Origin of the sequence: Arthrobacter liuii (assembly GCF_014639275.1) — a bacterium.
GTDB classification, from domain to species: Bacteria; Actinomycetota; Actinomycetes; order Actinomycetales; family Micrococcaceae; genus Arthrobacter; species Arthrobacter liuii.
The window spans coordinates 19,956-39,567 of the sequence record NZ_BMFW01000033.1 but is presented as its reverse complement, the minus strand read 5'-3'; the positions used below and the strand labels follow the sequence as shown (position 1 = coordinate 39,567).

Sequence of the window (19,612 nt, the reverse complement as noted above, 5' to 3'; positions counted from 1 at the left end):
CCATCATCTGGGAAATAGCGGTTCCGGCCGCACCGGCGGCGGAAAGTTGAAGAAAACGACGGCGATTGAGACCTGCCATGAGGGCGCTCCTAATGCGTTGACTTTTTAATGTCCCCCGCCGGGAACTCTGCCAGCCCCAGGTGAGCCAAAGGTAACAACACGGTAAACACCCAGCGGCGGCGCAACCCGCGCGCCCCCACCACGTCGAACCATTTAAGGCGTCAGTCGCGCCACGACCGACGGGAACTACATCGTCCACATGGACAGCGTGTCCCCGGAGCCCTCCTCACAGCGTTCCCGTATCAGAATGGGCCGGCTTGGCATGGTGATGTCTGGTCGATGGCACGACCAAAGCGGCGGCAGGGCCGTAGGTGGGATCGTCAGCGGTCAACCGATGTAAGCAAGCATCCGCAGTCGTGAAATTTCCGCCCCATGCGCATCAGACTTAGGGTAGCGCGGGGGAGGGAAGCTAGGTGGAGGGAAGCCGGCGTCCTTGCCGGGACAATAGGGGAGACATTCTCGAAAACCGTGGGCGCCGCTGCCCCAGCGCCTCATCGACCAGCGAAAGAAACTGACCTTCCATGCCCGAAACTGACGCCGGTTTGCCGGCCATCTGGTCCGACGGCCTCGGCCGCGCCAGCATCCGCTCCATCCAAATCCTTGCTGTGGTTGCCTTGGCCTGGACGGTTATCTGGACCCTGACCCGCGTGCCTCTGGTCCTCATCCCGGTAACGATCGCCCTGATCCTCGCCTCGGCCATCTCGCCGATGGTGCGGTGGCTCGTCGGACACAGCTGGCCACGCGGACTCGCCGTCCTGACATCGTTCATCGGAATCCTCGCCGTGTTCGGCGGAGTCATCACAGGCGTTGTCTTCCTGGTCCGGGCACAGTCAAAGGACCTGGCCGCTAAAGCCACCGTCGGCATCGACAGGCTGCATGAACTCCTGAAGACCGGACCTGTACCGGTCAGCGACAACCAAATCAACACGACCAGGGACGCCGTCCAGCACTTCTTCACCTCCAGTTCGTTCGGCACACAGGTGCTCACCGGAGCCCGCACTGCCGGGGAAATACTCGCCGGGCTGGTCCTGATGGCTGTGATCCTGTTCTTCTTCCTCAAAGACGGCGAGAAACTCCGCAACTTCCTCATCGGGTTCCTGCCTCCCGACAAGCGAGCCACGGCCCATCTGGCCGCTGACCGGTCAAGCGCCGTCCTGGGCGGTTATGTCCGAGGCACGGCCCTCGTGGCAGCCTCCAACGGCCTGATCGTCGGCGTCGCTTTGACCGTCATGGGCGTCCCGTTCGCTCTTCCCTTGGGCGTGTTTGTCTTTATTGGCGGGTTCATCCCGATTGTCGGATCAACGGCCGCCGGCACCCTCGCCGTCGCCGTCGCACTGCTTTCCAACGGGCCCGTGTCCGCGCTCATCGTCCTCGCCGTGATCGTCGGTGTGAACCAACTCGAACACCACCTCCTGCAACCTGTGCTCATGGGCAGAGTCCTCTCCATCCACGGATTGGCCATCCTGCTGGCCCTGGCCGCCGGCACGTTCCTCGCCGGCGTCGTCGGGGCCCTTCTGGCAGTCCCCATCACCGCCGTCGGCTGGACCGTCATGAAAACAGTGACCGGACGAGGCCCCGAACCCATGGCCACGGCACCGGGCACAACGGAGGCCTAAGACCTGGAAGGAACAGAGCGGCCGGACGCCAAGAGCCCATCGCACCGCTGGAACAGGTGCACCACACAAAAAATCCCGGGCGATCAACCATGCTCGAAGGCGCCGGATTGAGGTTGTCTTTATCAGTGAAATCCAACATGCCAGCGGCATGCAATTCCGGTGTTAGAAACTGCCGTCGCCGCTGCCGCCGAAACCGCCGGAGTCCCCTCCAAAACCATCTCCGCCCGAGGCCCACAACTGGCTGTCCTCACCGTACTCGCGCTCCTCGCGTTCCCCACCTCCGAAAATCATGTTGCCGGCCACTCCTCCCAGAATCCCGGCGCCGAGGCCACTGGCGAAACTGCTGCCTCCACCCGCCGGCCGGCCGAAGCCGCCACCACCGTAGCCGCGCACGCCTGCCTGGACGTCGGTCTGGGCCGCACGTCCCGACTCGTTCGCCAGATCCGTCGCGTGGCGGGCACGAGCCAGTGCAGCGAGCGGATCGGCGGTTTGCAGTGACACCGCGAAACGCAACTCCGCCTCGGCCTCGCTGATCAGCTGGTGTGGTGCAGGGCCCACGGCAACAGGCAGTGAGAAAACGTAGCTCTTCACTCCTTCGACCTGGGCCTGGGCTCTCGAGAGAGCAGAAGGCAACTGCGCTCTCGCCTGCTGCTCACGTTTTCGCGCATCCGCGGCCTTAAGGTCATTGACAGCGGAAGCTATCCGCTGCTTCAAATTCTGGATGGACAACATGTACAGCCCTTCAGCCAGATACTCGATACCGGAATCCCCTGACTCCAGAATAGTTGCACGGCCGCCGCCGGCATCGGAAGGTGCCCAGCTGCCCCGCAGGCAGAACCCGGGCCCTCCCCAAATGCGCCTTAAGCGACAGGGCGCTTACAGACCCGGTCGATCGGGCCTGGCGCACCCAGAATGTTCCAGGCCAGCCCGGTACCTCCAGTCCGGTCTGGAACCGGGACAGCCCAGGCCGACGTTCCGCCGACAGCGTGGTCTACCCGGCGGCGGCGCTGTATCCGGGCACTCGTTTAGATCAAGTTGCGATGTTGATCCACGCAGGTGCCGCTTCCGCCGGCCATGCATGTGAAACCCCGTGCTAGCGTACCGGAGCTGCAACCGTCCCGGCGGCGGTCAGTGGATGAGGCCGGAGACGAGGTTGATGGTTGTGGCCAGCACGATGGCGCCCAGGAGGTAGGAGAGCAGGGCCTGGCGCAGGACGGTGCCGCGGATCGCGTGGGTTTTCAGGTCTGTGTCGGAGACTTGGAATGTCATGCCGACGGTGAAGGACAGGTACGCGAAGTCCAGGTACCGCGGGGGAGTGGGCTCGTTGAAGTCCACACCCGTTTTGTCCCGGTAGTAGATGGAGGCGTACCGGAGGGTGAACAGGGTGTGCACCAGGAACCAGGACATTGCTACGCTGCCCAAAGCCAAAGCCACGATGGCTGCCTTCGTCCCTCCTTGTGCGTTGGACGCGTCGAGCAGGATCAAGCCCACGCCGGCGAAGCTTGCAATGGTTGCTGCCAGCACGAGCGCGTCAGAGTATCCGCGTCCGGGGTCCTCCCGGCGGGCGTGCGCGGCCGTGCCGGCGGAGTCGAGATGCCCAATCACAACCCACACCCAGATCAGGTAGGTAGCTGAAGCGGCGGCCCACCCGATCGCGGGCGCGTACGCCCAGCTCTTCAGCACTCCGACGAGTACCGCGGTGAGCAGCCCGACGCCGAGCATAACGGCCAGCCTCAGCTGGGAGTGATGTGAAGTTGAGTTGAAATCATGTCCCTGGCACCGGGAGGAGGTAACTGCTTTCATGACAGCCATCATGGCAGGGCGCCAGCAACGCCGTGTGGATCGACGCCAGGAACCTTCAGTGGGTGCATTCTTAGTTTGCCGTGGGAGGGCCGCAGAGCGTGAGTACGGGATTCTTAGGTCGCTTCAGAATCAAGGGAGGTTCCTGGCCAGCGGTCAGGCGTTCTGCCCTGGCTTGTGAACCGGCAGCCGAAACGGGCTTTTCTTCTCTGGCGATACCGGGTTCGGAGAAGGCAGGGGTGTCGGTGAGTGCCTCGCGGATAATCCTGCGGGGGTCGTACTGGCGCGGGTCGAATTTCTTCCAGTCCACGTCCTCGAACTCCGGGCCCAGTTCATCGCGCAGCTGTTCCTGGGCCCCGGCTGCCATCCGCCGCACTTCCCGTATCAGATTGGCGAGTTTGGCAGCATACTCGGGCAGCTTATCGGGGCCAAGGACCAGGATGCCGATAATGAGGAGGACGAACAGTTTTTCAGCGTCAATACCGAACACCAGACCATGGTACGGCCGCCCCGGCATCTCGATCCTCCCGGTGGCAAGACAATCAGCAGGCGCCCTGGCGGCAGGCGGAGGGCCCTGGGCCCCCTTGAGGACTGTTGTCCCGTCGCGGGCAGTAAAGTGTGGGTGGTGACGAATCGAGAACAGCTGTGAGCGGGGAGCAAATCCTGGACGAGGCGAATGACCCGTCCCACGAACTTTTCGGGGCTGTTGTGCACCGGGTGTTCTACGTCATTAACGCCGGCCCCTACGGGGCCTCTCCGGAATTCAGTACACGTGACCAGGTCGTGGCTTATGCCCGGGAACGCAGTGACGCCGGCGAGTTCGGGTCGATAGTCCCTGAAGGCATCGAGGTCGAAGTCCGTGTCGAGTACCGGCTCAGATCGGGCCGGATCACACAACTGACAGTGGAATCATTCACGGTGACCGCCTAAGCGCCTTCCGACGCCCACGCCCGGGCGTGAGGTACCTTGGTGCCGGTGTTTTGGTAGCTCCGAGGGCCTTAGCCAGGCATGGAGCCTTGCGCTGCCTTTTCGGCCGCGTAGTTACCTCCTTTGCCCCGGAGCATCCGTGCGATGGCCACGGCCAGGAGGCCGCCGGTCACGGGGGCTGCGGTGTAGATGCAGAACTGGCTGAAATCGCCGGCAAGAAGGTCGGGCCCGGACGTCCTGGCCGGGTTCATGGAGGCGCCACTGACGGGGCCTCCCCATAGGCCGGCCGTGACGATGTAAGCGGCCACACCGAACGCTGAGAGCGCGCCCACATTTTGGGCCCCGGAGGCAACCCCCAGGACCGTGCTGACGAGCCCGGCGGTCAGCAGGACTTCAACGGTGAACGCCTGTAGATCGGAGAACGGTGCCCCGGGCGCAGTCATGCCATCTCTGCCCTGGTGGCCGAAGACAGACACGAGCGTGGCCGACGCCAGGGCGGCCCCCGTGGCTTGCGCGAGGACATAGCCGGGGACTCTGCGCCACGGAAAGTCCCGGCGGAGCGCGAAAGCCAAGGTCACGACAGGGTTCAGGTGTGCGCCCGAGACAGGTCCGAGGAACAGGACCACGGCGATAATCATCAACCCGGGCGCCATCACCAGTGCGGTATGGCCGAGCCCGCCGCGGGTCGCGGTGTTGACCATGTCGGCTCCGGCTGCGGCCGCTACCAGAAGGTATGTACCCAGAACTTCCCCGCTCACCCGGCGGGATGCGTTGCCGGGCTTGTTGAAGGCGCGGATCAGGCGGTGGTCCTGGACGGAAAGTCCTGGGTGGGTCCGTGCCGCGGGTGCGTCCGGAGCGTTGGTGGACATCGGCACTGGCCTAGAATCCGGTGATCCGCGCTGAAACGACCGTCTCCTCGCTGAGGTGATAGGACGCGCAGATCCGGTGGTACCCGTCGGCGATCCGTGCGGTCGTTCCGTTCTTTGCGCTGCCGCGGATGACTAGACACGGTGAGAGTGCCGTGCCTTCCCTGACCCGGTTGAGCTCCTTGGAGACCTCAGGGTCATCTACGGGCAGCAGCGGCAGCCCCGCGGCACGCAACAGATCCTTTGCCTTAAATTTCAAGGTAACCGCTTCCCGGAGTGCGGTCACCGCCCTGGAGGCAGCCTTGGGACCAGCGATCAAGGACAGGAAAGAGGCAGCGGCAGGATAATCGTGCTCCTCCGGCTCATCCAGCCACCTCACCGTCGGGCCGCGCTTGCCCTCCACCGTGGAAGGACTGGTTTGTTTGCCCATCATTGCTTCCTTATCTGCTGTGAGGGGTGCCGTACCCGCCGTAGTCCGAATTATCCCCCAGGTAACTGGCCAATAACCAGATCAGGTGGCCCTTCTCCGGCCACCGCAGCAGTAAGACCGGAGCTGACCGCTGCGTTAGCGGGCAGTCGTGCGGGAAAATCACTACCCTGAACCTGGAACCAGCTGACCTCCACTAGCTGATCAACGAGAAAGTCATCGAACACGCGCACCTACAAACCTGCTCCGCACGTATGGCTTCTGACCGTCCTTGGCACCGAATCCCTCGGGCCCCATCACCGGAGATCTGAGGATCAGGCAACCACCACCGGCTCTGGCACCGCGACCGCAGGCTGTTCCGGCTTTCCTGCCTCTCCTGGCTCTCGGGTCCAAAGCCGGGCTAAGAGGTCTGCTCGGTCCAGGTCATGAGCTCCTCGCCCCTGAAGGCCCTTCGGCTGGGATACTTTCATCACTTCGATGGGCCATGCCGTGCTGGAGTTGGAATGCGCTGGTTACGAGGGCGAAGTGGCTGAAGGCCTGCGGGGTGTTGCCCAGTTGCCGGCCAGCCTGGACGTCCCATTCTTCACTGAGCAGGCCGACGTCGTTTCTCAGCGTGAGAAGCCTTTCGAAGAGTTTGCTGGCCTCAGCATGGCGACCTGCGCCGAGCAGGGCGTCGACGAGCCAGAAGGAGCATGCCAGGAAGACGCCTTCGGACCCGGGCAGGCCGTCGTCGCTGTGTTCGGTCCTGTACCGCAATACGAAACCGTCCTCCGTCAGTTCGCGCTGGATCGCGTCGATGGTGCCGAGCACGCGCGGGTCATCCGGCGGCAGGAAGCCGACCCGGGGTATCAGCAGCAGGCTTGCGTCCAGCCCTGTGCCGCCATAGGACTGGACGAAGGAGTTCATGTCCTTGTTGAAGCCGTGCTCCATGACGTCCCGGTGGATGGTTTCGCGCAGTTCCTCCCACCGGTCCGCCGGTCCCGGAAGGTGGAACTGACGGACACCTTTGATCATCCGGTCCACCGCGACCCAGGCCATCACTTTTGATTGGGTGAAATGCCGGCGCGGCCCGCGCATCTCCCAGAGTCCGTTGTCGGGCTGCTGCCAGGCGCCCTCGAGGTGGTCCATCAGCGCGATCTGGATGTCCCAGGAATTGTCGGCGTCGTGCTGAAGCCCAAGGGCGTTGCGGGTGAGGGAGAGCCCATCCAGGACTTCACCCCACACGTCCAACTGCAGTTGGCCGGCGGCCGCGTTGCCGGTCCGCACGGGCGTGGATTTATCGTACCCGGCAAGCCACGGTATTTCTGCCTCGGGAAGCCTGCGCCGGCCGTCGAGTGAGTACATGATCTGCAGGTCCGCGGGGTCTCCCGCGACGGCGCGCAGCAGCCATTGCCGCCACGCTTTTGCTTCGTCTGTGTACCCGGCAGTGATGAGGGATTGGAGGGTAAGCGTCGCGTCCCGCAGCCAGCAATAGCGGTAGTCCCAGTTGCGTGGGCCGCCGGGTTGTTCCGGAAGGGAGGTCGTCGCTGCGGCGACGATCCCGCCGGTCGGGGCGAAGGTCAGGGCCTTCAGGGTGATCAGTGAGCGCTGAACAGCGTCGCGGTAGGGCCCGGTGGCGAGGCTGCGGGAAGACCACTGCTCCCAGTAAGCCACGGTAGCGGACAGGGCCTCCTCGGCGTCCGCCGTCCCTGGAACGCGAAGGTGGCTGGGCGACCACGTCAGTATGAATGGAACGCGCTCACCCTCTTTGATCGTGAACTCGCTGACCGTGCGCAGGTGCTGGCCCTGCATCGGAACCGGGGAGGACAGGGTGACAGAGTCCGGGCCGGCAACAGCATGAATGCCCCCTTTGGTGCGCCGCACCCAAGGAACAATGTGCCCGTAGTCGAAGCGCAACGCCAACTCACCCTGCATGTCCACGGTGCCGCTAACGCCCTCGACAATCCTGATGATGTCGGCGGCCTTATCCCGTGGAGGCATAAAATCGATGACCCTGACCCGGCCCGTCGCCGTTTCCCACTCGGTTTCAAGCACGAGCGTGTCCGGGCGGTACTGCCGCCGGGTGCACCTGCCTCCGGCGGCAGGTGCAAGCAGCCAACGACCCGCATCCGGGGTGTCCAGCAGTGCAGCGAAGCAGGCCGGTGAGTCGAAGTGAGGCAGGCACAGCCAGTCGATGGAGCCGTCAGTTCCGATCAAGGCAGCTGTGTGCAGGTCACCGACAATGGCGTAGTCCTCGATGCGGGTCATGTCAGGAGCCCTTCACTTCCAGGACGACCTTCACGTCGGTGTCCTGTCGGCGGAACGCATCCTGGAAGTCGGCAAGCGGTATACGCCGGGTGATCACGCGCTCCAGCCACCCGCTGTCCGCCCTCTCCAGAGCGGTAGCCGCGGCCTCGTAGTGGCTGCGGTTGGCGTTGACGCTGCCAAACACTGCCTCGTTGCCAAGCACCAGGGCCCGGTTCATGGCACCGACGTCCACCTGCTCGCTTTTGCCGGTCGAGGACACCCCGGTCAGGCACGTTACCGAATCCACAGCCCGGCAGGTGACCGTTTCCATCACGACGGAGGCAACCCCGGTGCATTCGACCAGGATATCGGCCTTAACGCCCGAATCGGCGAGGCTCTCCGAGTGATAGGTCGCACCGAGGTCCTCTACCAAGCGCGGCTTCGGACCGGACGTGACCCGGTCGAAGACGTGGACATCCAGGCCGCGCTGAACCCCCAGGAGCGCCGCGAGCAGGCCAACCGGGCCCGCCCCGGTGACGACCGCCGTCCGGGGCTGGAAGAAAGCGCGGGAGCCGATCGCATCGATGTGCTGCCAGGCCTTGGCCACAATCGTCGTCGGTTCCAGCAGGACACCGACCTTGGCCAGCGACGGACCCAACCGGACCAGCGCGTCCGGATCGGCACGGTAACGCTCCCGGGCGAACCCATGCAAACCCTTGATGCCATGTTCGGTGTAGCGGCCGTTGCGGCACATATCCCACTGGCCGGCAGCGCACGCAGGGCACGGTACCGGGTCCGGCCGCCGCACGATGCATACCACGAGGTCACCCATGCTGAACCCGGAATTCTCCGGAGCTTCAAGAACCCGGCCAAGATTCTCGTGCCCCAGGACAAGGAAAGGCGATCCCTCCGGCGCTTCCCCATACTCTCCGGAAATGATTTCGATGTCGGTACCGCAAAGCCCTACCTCGAGTGTCTCGACCAGGAGCTGGCCTTCCGCCGCGTCCGGCTCGGCAATATCCCGCAGTCTCAACGAATCCTTCTTTTCAGGAACAACGGTCAAAGCTCTCAAAGTTTCCTCCACGCAATAGAAGGCCGCATGGGGCGACCCAGCCAACCGGGGACAACTCACGGGTAACCCGCATAGCCAACCTAACAGGGACGCCCGATCAGGAGCCGCCTGTCGGCGCAGAGAGGCTGCCTGGGAAGTCTGGCCTTCCCCTGCCTTTGTCATTCGTTGTTACGCCGGGGTCACCCGGGGGTGCTCCGCCGACACTGACCGCAGATCTCCCCCTGCCGACGGCCTTGGCGTCGGGTTGGGGTGCAGTCCAGCGACACCTCCGTATGACTATTCCGCCCTTTCCAGTCTGGTGAAACCTGTGTATATAACTGTTTGTTCGGAATGGCGCGGGTGCTCCCTCAGCTCGGCGAACCGCAGTCGCAGGAAGCTGATGGCGAGGATCAGGGCGTAGGTCACCAGTTCGGCCACGGCGGTCATAAAGAGCGCGTACAGCATGCCTTTGATTTCATCTTTGCTGCCCGAAGCCTGTTGTTGTTCGCCGGCTGTTTCAACAGGCCGTTTATTCTGGATTGCATGGCACAGCGACTTGGTTTAGGACGTTCCCCGGGAGCGTGGATGACCTCCGGCTTCCGCCGCCCGCTCATTCCGGCGGCTGCCCTTTGTGCATTTACCGTCGCCGCTGCCGGTTGCGCCCCTGTAGCTGATCAGACCATCGGCCCGGAGAGTCAGCAGGACAACAGATCCGTTCAGGTGGCGATGCCGGTCCCCAAACCGGTCGCAACCGAACGCATCGTGATCATCGGCGATTCTCTCAGCACGGGGTATGGGACCAGCCCGGAGGAAGCATGGCCGCGGCTGCTGAGTGATGATCTGCATTCCGTGCAGGTGCCGGTGGAGGTCATTAATGCCGCCATGAACGGGGCGGGCTACATTGCCGTCGGTGACGAAGAAGCCACCTTCCAGACACAAATCAAGGGCTCCATCAACGCCTCGACCGACGTGGTTGTATTCTTTGGCTCAGACAATGACGCAGGCCAGGACCCCGCGGAGCTGCACGCGGCCGTCATGGACGCGCTCCAGACGACCAAGACGTTGGCTCCCCACGCCAAGCGCGTCGTTATCGGCCCGCTGCCGGCCTTTGACTCGGCTGCATCAGATATCGATATAATTCGTGATCAGGAGCGGATGGCGGCCCTCGACGTCGGCGTTGAATTTGTTGATCCGGTGGCGGAACATTGGATACCCGGGCCCGACTCCGCACTATTGGGTCCGGACGGCGAACACCCGAGCAGCGAGGGTCAGCAATTCCTGAAAGGGAAAATCAAGGCCACACTCGGCGAGCCAAGGGACCGACCTGTCTGACTGCTGCCTTGAGTAGATAAGGTCGCGCAGCGGCACCAAGATGTGTTGCACAATCAGGTGCCAACGCGCGGCCGCGCAAGCGAACCTCAGCGGTGGCCTCACACCTTTGCCCCTGATCAATTTTCGAACGCCGATAATGGTGATTCCGTAAAGGCGCCTAGATGTACTCAGCCAGTAGGTTGGTTGCACCTGCTGATGGGTGGCTTGCCCCCGAGGCTGCCGTGTGGCCGGTGGTTGTTGTAGAAGTCTAGCCATGGCTGCAGGGCGTCGGTGCGTGCCTGGTTCGAGGTGAAGGGTTGTCGGTATGCCCAGCCTTCCTGGAGGGTTCGGTTGAAGCGTGCTTTGCCGTTCTGCCAAGGGTGGCGGGGTCTGATCAGGATGTGTTTGGCGCCGAGTGGGTCCAATGTGTCCTGGAAGTCACGGGAGAGCCGGTAGGCGAAGGCGTTGTCGGTCATCACTCGGAGCACCGGGGCTCCGTTCGCTGCCATGGCCGCCGACGCCCTGGTGAGGAACCCGGCGCAGGTGGGGCCTTTCTCGTCAGGCAGGACCTCAGCGATTGCTGAACTGTGAACGGTAAGACCTACGGTGTGACTGTTCATCGAGAACGGCGGTTCATTCACTGTTCGATTTGTCGGAGCGAGCCCGGAACGGACTGAACGGCATTCTCCGCGCCGAACAGAACTGACTGAAGCTTGGGGGACTGGTTTGTTGTCCGAGATTGGGTCATTCTAGTGGCGCCGTCTTGACTGCTGGGCCTTCAACTAAACAAGCTCACGGCGGTCAGCGGACCACTAATGTGCTGGACCGGGTGGCTTGATTGAGGGTGAATAGGAATCCGAGCGCGTCCGTAATCTTTATTCCTGGCCTTTCGGAACGAAGCCTCGCGGTGATCCAGCTGGCCGGCACGTTAGGCTTGCGTCGGCGGCCCGGTAGGCCGCGTTGGTCGAGCCTGTCGGGGAGGTCCGGGTGAACGAGATTGAGTTCGTGCCCAAGGAACGGTGGGCCGCGCTCCCTGTTCAGCCGTCCGCCGGTGCGCTCCGAGCCCGCCGGCGACGGGTTGGCATCGGCATGATCGCCGCCACCGTGTGGATGGTTGTGGTGGACGGGGCAGTGATCGCTGGTGCCGCTGCGGGCGCTCGGGTTTGGGATCCGCTTGGCCCGTTTGTCCTGCTCGGCATTCTTGGTGTCGTGTTGAGCGTGCGTCAGGCACGCGCCCAGAAGGATGAGCTGGCCCGCGGATACACGACGCTGCCTCCCCGCAATTGAGGCCCGAGGGGACTGCAGATGAAAGGCTGGTTTGGTCTGAGTGAGCAGGCCACGTATAGACGTTCGGATCTGCAGCAGCGCACCTTCGGGGATGATTTGGGGGCTTACATGCATGGGGACAGACTGGGAGCTTGGAAAACAGGGACCGCCGGGTTTCTCGCGGCGTCGGCAATGCTGCTGACATCATGTTCCTATTCGGAGCCCGCGCCGTCCCCCACTACCTCCAGTGCGTCTCCCGTAGCAGTGGCAGCGGCGGCTGTTGCATCCCGTTCCAGTGCACCCACCCCTGATGTGGCTGGCACGGTGGGGCTGAGCTCTTACAAACTGCCAGTGACGTACACGACTGTCACAGACGACACATGGGCATCCATCGCGAAAGCATTTGAGCTCAAAGAAGCGAGCCTCAAAGCGTTCCAGGCGAAGCCGGTGGACGCAGAGCCCGCGGCGGGAACTGTTCTGGACCTGCGAGGGGTCGATTACCTGCGCCCGGGAGCGGCCGGCGGTTACCAAAAGGACGCATCGGGACGCCCGGATGTTTATACCGTTGTCGAAGGAGACAACCCAGGGGCAGTAGCAGCACGCTTTGGAATACCAGTTCGGCAATTGGTAACGGATAACAAACTCCCCGGAATGTGGTCACTGTCCCCAGAAGCCACCGCATCCTTTGAACCCGGCATGAAACTCAAGCTGCAAAACCCCTCCTAGGAAGCTCCGACAGATCTGTAGCCAGAGTAAGAGGCGCCGCATAAAGGAGTGTGGTTACGCAAGCCGTTCCCAGCCGGGTTAGTTCCTTGTCATCAACCATGTCATGGCTTCTGCCCTTGAGCTGAAAAAGCGTTTAGGGCGGCTTGTCTTGTTCATCGACAAAACGGAGGTGGCCGTGACTTTGTCGACAGGCGAATTGCCTAGCAGCGCGACTTGTGATGCCCGGCAGGGGCGGGCGAAAACGGCGCGGGCTCCGCGGCTGACGGTGGAGGTTGTGGCCATGTCCACCAAGAGTGGGTGCTCAGTTTGCCCACAGAGCTCGTTGACCCTGCGCATCGCCGCCTCAGCATCATTTGTGTGGATGACGGCACCGCGCGCCCACTTCAGCTGAAGTACTCCGTGCTCGTCCAAGAACACTTCAGCTTTTCCCGATTCAACAGTTCCCATGACTCGTAACTCCCAAAGCCTCGATCGATTTCGGTCCTAATCTAAACCGATTGGACAAAAACTGTCCCCATGGGAGGCGGAAATTCCCCCGTCATCGTGCGTTTGGTCGTACGGGTCTTGCGTACAAGGCTATTGTGACTTTTGGCGGTGATTGGCGGTCTATTTGTGGCGCTAAATGTAGCCCTGCTCGTCGGCAAGCGCGCGTGCCCGCCTGTAGGACGTCGCGCGGGACATACCGAGATCCCGGGCACCCTGCGCTGCGGGCTCGCCACCTAGGACTAGGCAGCAGGCGCTTCTGATCTGACTGTCACTGACCCGGCGGGGTCGGCCGCCAAGGTCCTTGCCAGCTTCTCTTTGATTATCGAATCAGTGACGCTTCGCGGTTGATCTCGTGTTCCATCTGCGCGAGGGCGGCCATGATTGGGAACAGCCCGGAGCCCATCGGTGTTGCTGTGTCGGCGTCGCCTCCGCCCAGGTTCAGGACGCGCGCGCCCCTGCTGCGGAGTTCGTCGACGAAGGCAAGCATGTTCTGAGTCGATCGCCCGAGCCGGTCGAAAGTCGTGATGACGAGGGTGTCCCCTTCAATCAGCGCGTCGGGCGCTTGATCGAACTGGGGTCGCGGCGCACGCGCTCCGGAGACACCCTGGTCGACGTAGAGGTCATCGCGTCGAACGCCGGCGGCCAGCAGATCGGCCCGCTGCCGGTCCGTGGACCGGTGCCGTGTCGAAACCCGCGCATATCCAATAAGATTCGGCACGCGTGCCTCCATGGTTTCGAGACATAGTCATGAGAATCGCCGGACGCACAGAAAGTCGCGAGATTTCACAGTAATGAGGATCTTAGGGGGAGGCACATAAGCAGTGAGACGTCTCGTTACCCAAAGGTTAACGAGATGAATAGCTGCTTACACTTTCTGCCAGTTTGGTCAAATCGATTGACAGAATCTCGGGCAGCATTGAGAGTTGCGTTGCTGTTGACGACGACAGCACTACTGATTGGGGATTGATGCAGAAGCGGGTGTTCAGCGCATTGGCTGCCCTTGTGGTGCTCGGGCTGGGTTTGGCCGGATGTTCGAGCGGTGGTGTCGAGGCCCAAGGTGCAACGCAGGCGCGGACTGTACGGGCCGTGGCATCAAGCCCAGGGTCGATTATGTCGGTTTCTACGGCTGGAAATGACATCGGCTTGCAGAAGCACCTTGATGCGGTGAACAAGTTCATGGCTTCTCACGGTGGCGGGAAGATCCTGGCAACGAAATCGGTGCCTTTCCAGAAGAAGACCGGTACCGTTGCGCCACACGCCCCGACAGCCAGCACCGCGTTGGCGCGTGGGACTTCCGCAGCAGGAATGGCAACGAGCGCTGCGATCCGGCCGGCCGCGCTTGTCGTCCCGGCGGCTCAGAATGGCTTCGGAAACACGTGCACGCTGTACGTCACTCTCGGCTTCACCTACCGGAGCGACACATCACAGGTGGCGAGACTTGGGTTGCTCAGCCAGATCCCGCGATAGGCGGGGGGCAAGAGCTTCAGGGCGAAGCCGAGTACCAGTGCCCGACGGGCAACGTGAGCGGGTTCATGGCCGAGACCGACGGCTATCTGTGGGATTCGATGGGGACTGAGTACACCGCATCGGCGGCCGATCCCGGAGTCGGGGAATTCACGAGGTACAACTGCGGGTAAGAAGATGAGGGACGTAGGTGGCGTTAGCTAGCGGTGCCGGCGTTCGACTGAATCTGCTCCCATGCGGTCCAGGGCTTCTGCGAGTGTCAGAGGCCCTGGGCCGGTCTTCTTCCGGAGGAAGGAGAAGACATTCCAGACGAGTGCGTTGGCGGGATGCTCACGATCGAATACGAGAACAGGAAGGCCGGATGCGTCGATGTTCCACTCCCACCCTTCGTATTCTTGGCAGAGGGTGTCGCCTAAGAAATAGCCGACTTCGAGCATGATCGGCCCGTCGACATCGATTCCCCCTTCGCCGATCGCGGCTTCGATGGCGTGCAGCGTGTCGCGACCATCGAGTCTGAGGCCATTGAGCCCGGCCCAGGCAGCAAGGAGGGGGTAGGACCCGATCAGCGGGACCGAGACAGTTCGGCGCGGATCGAGGCCTTCACCGGCGCGGCGGTACGCGACCGCCCCCTTGCCGATGAGGGACCCGCCGTACGGACGAGGGATTCGAGAAGCCAGTCCACGTTCCACCACCCCAATCTAGCAAGCCAGCCAAAGACAGCAGATGCTCAGCCATCCCACCGGGGGCGGCGCACCGCAACTGGGAACCATTCCGATCCGCCGGCAGCATCATCCCAAGGCCATAGCATGTGTCCCTGCTCCGTTACTACCAAGACCCCACGATGCGATGCGCAATGACCGGACACACCAGGCTTAGCGCGCAATGTCACGCTATTACTGCCAAGACCCCAAGTTGCGATCTTCGTGGAATTCACCGAGGAGCCGCGTCGCACGCTGCCGTCGGGGCGGTCAATAGTGTGCGCCCTTCTGTCAGTCTCGCATCCGGTCCTACTCTCCTAAGGAATCGAGCCTCCGCACGTAAAGCGAGGGCATCGGCGGTCATCCTGGGTTATCCGGCCGAGCGCCTACCTGCGAGAAAGTGACACAGCTCCCCTCCGTTCCGAGACCTGTCTCTACAATCATGAATCGAATCGTTCAATTGCTTGAGTATGTTTTAGTACATTAAGTTCCGCAGCTGACTCTATTGACTTGGACGCGGTCACCAACGACATTTGGGTTCCAGTAAACCTGGACTAGCTTCGGGACGCCGGCCGACAAGGACTGGAAAGTTCCTAAGCGGGTGTCGACGACGGTCCCGTTCCGCAGAAGATCAAGCCAGACTGATCCGTACGAGCAGGCAACGGTCGACGCTGTCTCTACGTCTATACCGTTGCAACTGAGCGTGCCTATACATTGAGGGTTCGGATCCCACTTTAGGAAGACATCGTCCTTGTATTGATGCCAGTCCGGTGTTCCTTGGAGTCTTGCCCTGATTGCGGCCGCCTGGCCATCGTTGGCGGCGGATTGGGAGGCAGTGCTTGTTTTGGGTTTGGCTGTTACGTTCCCGAGCCAAACAACTCCACCTACGGCCAGAAGTGTAACCACAGCAATAACACCGATCATGGCCTCAAGCCGCGTGGAACTCTGGGATGCGGGGGCCACCACTTCATTGGGCAGGCCCTCAGCGACGGCTGGTGGTGAGATGGCACTTCCATCCACATGCTCGCTCTGGGTCAGCACCTGGTCTGACTTGTCCCGCGGAGGGGGCAGTGGGGCTCCTTTGTCGGTGGACGGGCTATCGAATCGTGCACCGGTCGGATCAGATGGTTGGGCAAGCATCACGGCGCCGATGACTGGAATGGTTGTGAGTATGTAGTACCAACCGCTGAGGCCGGCGTCATGCAGCCTACGAACGGTGATTGCAATGCTCGGCAGGATTATTGCAATGAGAAAAACGAAGTAGAGGATGCCGAAGAAATTAGGGCCTTCGCGTCCCGAGGAAGTTCCTGCCAGGCCCAGGAAGGTCCCAATCAGGAGGTTTGCGAGAGCGGCCCACCAGTATTCACTGCGGCTCGCTCGACCGTCGGTTACAGCGTATTTTCTCCAGAACCGCGAGTAGGCCTCCGTGAACGTGGAGCCGTAGAGGGGGCGGGGTAGCTCGCCAGTTCTTGCTGCGGTCTGTATGGATGTTGGGGCGGTGCCTTGGACGTGGGGTGCGGCATCTCCTGTGACGGATGTCGACGGCGGATTGACCAGTGGCGTGCTTGGAGGCAGGGGAGGCCTGGGGTCCCTCGACATGTAGATCGAAGCTGGGTCGATGGGTTCATGCCATGTGCCGAAGCCGAAGATTTTCTCCCAAAGAAGGATTCTCTGCCGGTGAGCCTCGGGGCCCATCGGATAGGGCCCTAGCCGCTTCAGCGTTAGGTCGACCTCACCGGTGACTTCTTGGCGACTGAGAATGGAGGGAGGGACCCGAGTGTCCCGGTTGTTCGGGGCTACGTATGCCGCCTGGGCAATACAGAAGGCTTCATCCGGAGTGAATGCCGCCTGACAAAGCCTGGCCACCATGCCATTGACGGCCCCGTCCATGAGTCCCATACGTTCCCCCAGCTACACGCCACCTGATAGGTCGCGAAATATTCTGAGGCTACATGGTCCGGGCTCTGGCCGCGAGGGCGGTGACCGCAAATAGAGCGGCTAAGTCATGGAGCGCCTCCAGAACAAATGCTATTGACAGATGTCGGCAACGGAGTGCATTCTAGGAAAAGATCGCTCGGCCATTAATGGCTGGGCGATTGGCGTTTCTAACGATAATTTTATCCAAGAACATTAGGGGAGGTGAATCGTAGAAGCGTTTATCATCAGGCCTAATCCGAGCCCGTCTTTAGCCCGGGGAATAAGCCGGACACAGGAACCGTCGCCCACAAAGGGTGGCGGTTCCTTCATTTGTAAGACTAAAAACTTTTACCAGAATAGAGGTCATTGAGATGCCCGAATCCGTTAAGCCAATCCAGCAGGTAACCGTTCTCGTCGACTACGAGAATATGAACCGGCGCGCCAGGTCCCTCTTCGGAGGATCTACCCCGCAGGACCTCTGTCCCCGTGGGATGGCTGATACGGTCGTCGCGAGGCGCAACAACAAGGGGCTCACGTGCGAACTCGTGAAGGTTATCGTCTTTCGAGGCCGGCCAGCTCAAGGTCAGCCCGGGCATACCCGATTCTGCACCCAAGATGAAGCGTGGAGGAAGGACCCTCTGATCGAAACCCGCTACATCGATCTCGTCTATAGCCGCGGCACCGTGAGGGAGAAGGGAGTCGATGTAGCCCTTGCTTTGGCGGCCGCCACGATATCCGCGTCTGGCACAATCGACGTTTTAGTCATCGCATCAGAGGACAGTGACCTGGGTCCCGCCGTCTCTCACGCCAAGAGCAATGGTGTTCGGGTGGAAACGGTCATCTGGGACAACCTGCAGGGAAGCGCCAACGGTGCCCAGAAACGCGCTTGGGAACAGCAGATCTACGCCCATCGGCTCGGAATCGACGAGTACCGAGCCTGCTCCAGCGCCGGAACAGCCCCAGTTCCAGTGCCGCGCCTCTTTCTGCCGAATCCTCTTCCACTGCTCTACTGGAAGGTCAGGGACGCCATTCCGGAGGAGATTGCAGGCCTGGAGGTAGCGCTGGCTGCGTTGGGCAAAATCCACGGGGCGGAGACGGCATGGACAATTTGCACCAAGCTCATCGACTCCTTGGTGGGCCCGAACCGGGCTGCTGGTGCGGGACGACGGGCTCTCTGGGAGCTTCCGTCGCTCTTGGAGATCACCGATCCGGACGAAGAACTCCTTACAAGTTCTGAAGCGATGTTGACCGTTCGTGCCGTGTGGAGGGCCGCACTCAAGCTGGCTCCTGAGACCGGCGACGATCGCGCGGCGGCTTGAGGCATCATGTTATGTCCGTCATTTCTGCACACAAACCCCCACGCTGTGTCATTCTTCTTGTTCTCCGTAGCGCTCTCGGACGTCCATCTGATGTGCAGGCCACAGACCGGTGTCGCCGTGCGGAGCGGTAAAAATAACGTCGTGGCTATATACGGGATTGGACCTCTTGATGTCCGTGTCGTAGAGCGTTGAGTAGCTGTATCCGTCCCTATAGATGGCCTCAAATGGTACCTCCCATAGAGAAGCCATTACTTGGGCGAATTCGTCTACAACAAAGCTCCCGCTGAATTCTGCCCAGGGGCCGGCCAACACAGTTATTACATCCTTACCTTCGACGATGGGGTGAGTTCTGTCGGTCCAGCATGCCTTGGTCATGTAATTGATACGTCCGTAGACCTCTCTGAACTGAGTTGGATGCAGCTTCATCTCTCGGGCCGCGACGAGATGTGGCTGGCGCACGCCCTCCGATCGGCCCCAATCCTGAAGAACACAAACCACGCCGACAGTTCCAAGCCGGAGTCCGAGCATTGGAAGAAATAAGTCATCCATGTAGTCAAACCTACGAAGTGGATCTTCATGATCGAGACACTCAAAAAAGTGGAAGCTGGCCGGCCCCGGAATCTTCGGCTCCCATGTGACGAGACCCGCTGCAGACTGAAGGAGGAAATGGTGGAATGAGAGACTACGGAGATGCTCCTCGGGTACAAGGCGTTCACCTTTTTGTGCCTCTACGGATCTAGGCTGGAAACTCTCCCGATAGACGAGCCCATAGTAAATTTTCCCCATCCATATGAAGAGGTCCCGGCGGTCAAGTCGCGTAAAAGCATCGTATCCTTCGTCGAAGGCCGCACGTACCCGTTTCTCGATCGGGCTGAGATCCGACCCGTTGCAGGTCTTGCAGCAGGGGACCGTAAGTCGTCGGTAGGCAAGGCGGCGCCCATCCAACTGGTTCACCGTTCCGTCCCAGAGGTCGAGCTCCCTCAGCAACCACTTCGGAAAGACGTGTTCAACGGTTCGCTGATCGGATCCCTCCGGAATGTGAACTCCGCAAAGGAAGCATAAGTCCGCCCCTATGCCTTGGTTGCGCAGGCCGAGAAACCGGCCGTGAAGATCCCCTGTCGTCGTCACACCTAGATTGTCCACCCGTCCGACAAGATTCGTCGGATCGATCGGGCAGCCCTCGTTCTTGCTACCGTCTCATAACCCTTGGGAAACGAGACGTCTCAACGGGCTACAGTCGTCTGACCTGCACAGTCCCAGATTTCCTGCAGATTGTTGGACGCGCGATGGCAAGGTCGATCCTCGTAACTATGTCTCGTAACTTCGTAGCCAAAATCTGGTATTCGTCCTTAGTTATGAGACAGGTGAGCGGGCGTCGGTTGGAGGGTGTTAGAGCGAGGCCGGAAGTAAACACACTTATTGGGTCCACCAACGTAACGTCTGGAAAAACAA

General features: G+C 61.5%; 19 protein-coding genes and 2 pseudogenes. 7 read left to right on the top strand and 14 right to left on the bottom strand.

Features of this window, described 5'->3' with window-relative positions:
- Positions 1 to 79, bottom strand: a 79-nt coding sequence (locus tag IEW19_RS24325) for a twin-arginine translocation signal domain-containing protein (protein WP_373283629.1), incomplete at its 3' end; no start/stop codon positions are given.
- Between the two features lie 502 nt (positions 80 to 581).
- On the opposite strand from IEW19_RS24325, the gene IEW19_RS20040 reads away from it, so the two are divergent.
- The gene (locus tag IEW19_RS20040; RefSeq protein WP_188573338.1) at positions 582 to 1,676 is read left to right on the top strand and encodes an AI-2E family transporter; all 1,095 of its coding nucleotides are present in this window, start codon (positions 582 to 584) and stop codon (positions 1,674 to 1,676) included.
- A 162-nt stretch (positions 1,677 to 1,838) separates the two neighbouring features.
- Here the strand turns inward: IEW19_RS20040 and IEW19_RS24000 are convergent, their stop codons facing one another.
- The 3 genes from IEW19_RS24000 to IEW19_RS20025 form a co-directional block, all read right to left on the bottom strand.
- Positions 1,839 to 2,267, bottom strand: coding sequence for a hypothetical protein (locus IEW19_RS24000; RefSeq protein WP_188573337.1), 429 nt, complete (start codon positions 2,265 to 2,267; stop codon positions 1,839 to 1,841).
- A gap of 537 nt (positions 2,268 to 2,804) precedes the next feature.
- Entirely contained in the window at positions 2,805 to 3,479 is a 675-nt protein-coding gene (locus IEW19_RS20030; protein ID WP_188573336.1) for a DUF1345 domain-containing protein, read from the bottom strand.
- A 70-nt stretch (positions 3,480 to 3,549) separates the two neighbouring features.
- Positions 3,550 to 3,966: a twin-arginine translocase TatA/TatE family subunit gene (locus IEW19_RS20025; protein WP_188573335.1), complete on the bottom strand. Its 417-nt coding sequence runs from the start codon at positions 3,964 to 3,966 to the stop codon at positions 3,550 to 3,552.
- 155 nt (positions 3,967 to 4,121) lie between these two features.
- On the opposite strand from IEW19_RS20025, the gene IEW19_RS20020 reads away from it, so the two are divergent.
- Positions 4,122 to 4,406 carry a hypothetical protein gene (locus IEW19_RS20020; protein WP_188573334.1) on the top strand — a complete coding sequence of 95 codons (285 nt, stop codon included), beginning with the start codon at positions 4,122 to 4,124 and terminating at the stop codon, positions 4,404 to 4,406.
- Between the two features lie 68 nt (positions 4,407 to 4,474).
- Here IEW19_RS20020 and IEW19_RS20015 read toward each other — a convergent pair whose 3' ends face one another.
- From IEW19_RS20015 to IEW19_RS20000, 4 genes are all read right to left on the bottom strand, one after another.
- Entirely contained in the window at positions 4,475 to 5,272 is a 798-nt protein-coding gene (locus IEW19_RS20015) for an MIP/aquaporin family protein (RefSeq protein WP_188573333.1), read from the bottom strand.
- Positions 5,273 to 5,282: 10 nt separating this feature from the next.
- On the bottom strand, positions 5,283 to 5,699 hold the full coding sequence (locus IEW19_RS20010; protein WP_188573332.1) for a hypothetical protein: 417 nt from the start codon (positions 5,697 to 5,699) through the stop codon (positions 5,283 to 5,285).
- Positions 5,700 to 6,119: 420 nt separating this feature from the next.
- Complete coding sequence (locus tag IEW19_RS20005) at positions 6,120 to 7,943, bottom strand: glycoside hydrolase family 15 protein (protein ID WP_188573331.1); 1,824 nt, start codon at positions 7,941 to 7,943, stop codon at positions 6,120 to 6,122.
- 1 nt (position 7,944) lies between these two features.
- Positions 7,945 to 8,955, bottom strand: coding sequence for a glucose 1-dehydrogenase (locus IEW19_RS20000; RefSeq protein ID WP_229748616.1), 1,011 nt, complete (start codon positions 8,953 to 8,955; stop codon positions 7,945 to 7,947).
- Between the two features lie 369 nt (positions 8,956 to 9,324).
- Between IEW19_RS20000 and IEW19_RS19995 the strand changes: the two genes are divergently transcribed.
- Positions 9,325 to 10,305 (top strand): SGNH/GDSL hydrolase family protein, encoded by a 981-nt coding sequence (locus tag IEW19_RS19995; protein ID WP_188573329.1) that lies wholly within the window; start codon positions 9,325 to 9,327, stop codon positions 10,303 to 10,305.
- Positions 10,306 to 10,472: 167 nt separating this feature from the next.
- Here IEW19_RS19995 and IEW19_RS19990 read toward each other — a convergent pair.
- A pseudogene (locus IEW19_RS19990) lies at positions 10,473 to 10,865 on the bottom strand (integrase core domain-containing protein); the annotation flags it as partial.
- Between the two features lie 406 nt (positions 10,866 to 11,271).
- Between IEW19_RS19990 and IEW19_RS19985 the strand changes: the two are divergent.
- Positions 11,272 to 11,571: a hypothetical protein gene (locus tag IEW19_RS19985; protein ID WP_188573327.1), complete on the top strand. Its 300-nt coding sequence runs from the start codon at positions 11,272 to 11,274 to the stop codon at positions 11,569 to 11,571.
- A gap of 330 nt (positions 11,572 to 11,901) precedes the next feature.
- Positions 11,902 to 12,276: a LysM peptidoglycan-binding domain-containing protein gene (locus tag IEW19_RS19980; protein ID WP_188573326.1), complete on the top strand. Its 375-nt coding sequence runs from the start codon at positions 11,902 to 11,904 to the stop codon at positions 12,274 to 12,276.
- 78 nt (positions 12,277 to 12,354) lie between these two features.
- Here the strand turns inward: IEW19_RS19980 and IEW19_RS19975 are convergent, their stop codons facing one another.
- Positions 12,355 to 12,723, bottom strand: coding sequence for a DUF7793 family protein (locus IEW19_RS19975; RefSeq protein ID WP_188573325.1), 369 nt, complete (start codon positions 12,721 to 12,723; stop codon positions 12,355 to 12,357).
- Between the two features lie 171 nt (positions 12,724 to 12,894).
- Positions 12,895 to 13,480, bottom strand: a pseudogene (locus IEW19_RS19970) (recombinase family protein).
- A 164-nt stretch (positions 13,481 to 13,644) separates the two neighbouring features.
- Between IEW19_RS19970 and IEW19_RS19965 the strand changes: the two are divergent.
- Positions 13,645 to 14,229 (top strand): hypothetical protein, encoded by a 585-nt coding sequence (locus tag IEW19_RS19965; RefSeq protein WP_188573324.1) that lies wholly within the window; start codon positions 13,645 to 13,647, stop codon positions 14,227 to 14,229.
- A 197-nt stretch (positions 14,230 to 14,426) separates the two neighbouring features.
- Here the strand turns inward: IEW19_RS19965 and IEW19_RS19960 are convergent, their stop codons facing one another.
- Positions 14,427 to 14,915: a hypothetical protein gene (locus IEW19_RS19960; RefSeq protein ID WP_188573323.1), complete on the bottom strand. Its 489-nt coding sequence runs from the start codon at positions 14,913 to 14,915 to the stop codon at positions 14,427 to 14,429.
- Positions 14,916 to 15,407: 492 nt separating this feature from the next.
- The gene (locus IEW19_RS19955) at positions 15,408 to 16,823 is read right to left on the bottom strand and encodes a DUF805 domain-containing protein (RefSeq protein WP_229748614.1); all 1,416 of its coding nucleotides are present in this window, start codon (positions 16,821 to 16,823) and stop codon (positions 15,408 to 15,410) included.
- 389 nt (positions 16,824 to 17,212) lie between these two features.
- On the opposite strand from IEW19_RS19955, the gene IEW19_RS19950 reads away from it, so the two are divergent.
- Positions 17,213 to 18,160, top strand: a complete 948-nt coding sequence (locus tag IEW19_RS19950; RefSeq protein WP_188573322.1) for an NYN domain-containing protein — start codon at positions 17,213 to 17,215, stop codon at positions 18,158 to 18,160.
- Positions 18,161 to 18,208: 48 nt separating this feature from the next.
- Here IEW19_RS19950 and IEW19_RS19945 read toward each other — a convergent pair whose 3' ends face one another.
- Positions 18,209 to 19,288: a hypothetical protein gene (locus IEW19_RS19945; RefSeq protein WP_188573321.1), complete on the bottom strand. Its 1,080-nt coding sequence runs from the start codon at positions 19,286 to 19,288 to the stop codon at positions 18,209 to 18,211.
- Between the last annotated feature and the right edge of the window lie 324 nt (positions 19,289 to 19,612).

Bases quoted from the DNA above. Each gene is read 5' to 3' on its own strand.
- IEW19_RS20005 (WP_188573331.1), bottom strand. From the start codon at position 7,943: ATGACCCGCATCGAGGACTACGCCATTGTCGGTGACCTGCACACAGCT.
- IEW19_RS19975 (WP_188573325.1), bottom strand. From the start codon at position 12,723: ATGGGAACTGTTGAATCGGGAAAAGCTGAAGTGTTCTTGGACGAGCAC.
- IEW19_RS20040 (WP_188573338.1), top strand. From the start codon at position 582: ATGCCCGAAACTGACGCCGGTTTGCCGGCCATCTGGTCCGACGGCCTC.
- IEW19_RS19950 (WP_188573322.1), top strand. From the start codon at position 17,213: ATGCCCGAATCCGTTAAGCCAATCCAGCAGGTAACCGTTCTCGTCGAC.
- IEW19_RS20010 (WP_188573332.1), bottom strand. From the start codon at position 5,699: ATGGGCAAACAAACCAGTCCTTCCACGGTGGAGGGCAAGCGCGGCCCG.
- IEW19_RS19955 (WP_229748614.1), bottom strand. From the start codon at position 16,823: ATGGGACTCATGGACGGGGCCGTCAATGGCATGGTGGCCAGGCTTTGT.
- IEW19_RS20030 (WP_188573336.1), bottom strand. From the start codon at position 3,479: ATGAAAGCAGTTACCTCCTCCCGGTGCCAGGGACATGATTTCAACTCA.
- IEW19_RS19995 (WP_188573329.1), top strand. From the start codon at position 9,325: ATGGCGCGGGTGCTCCCTCAGCTCGGCGAACCGCAGTCGCAGGAAGCT.
- IEW19_RS20015 (WP_188573333.1), bottom strand. From the start codon at position 5,272: ATGTCCACCAACGCTCCGGACGCACCCGCGGCACGGACCCACCCAGGA.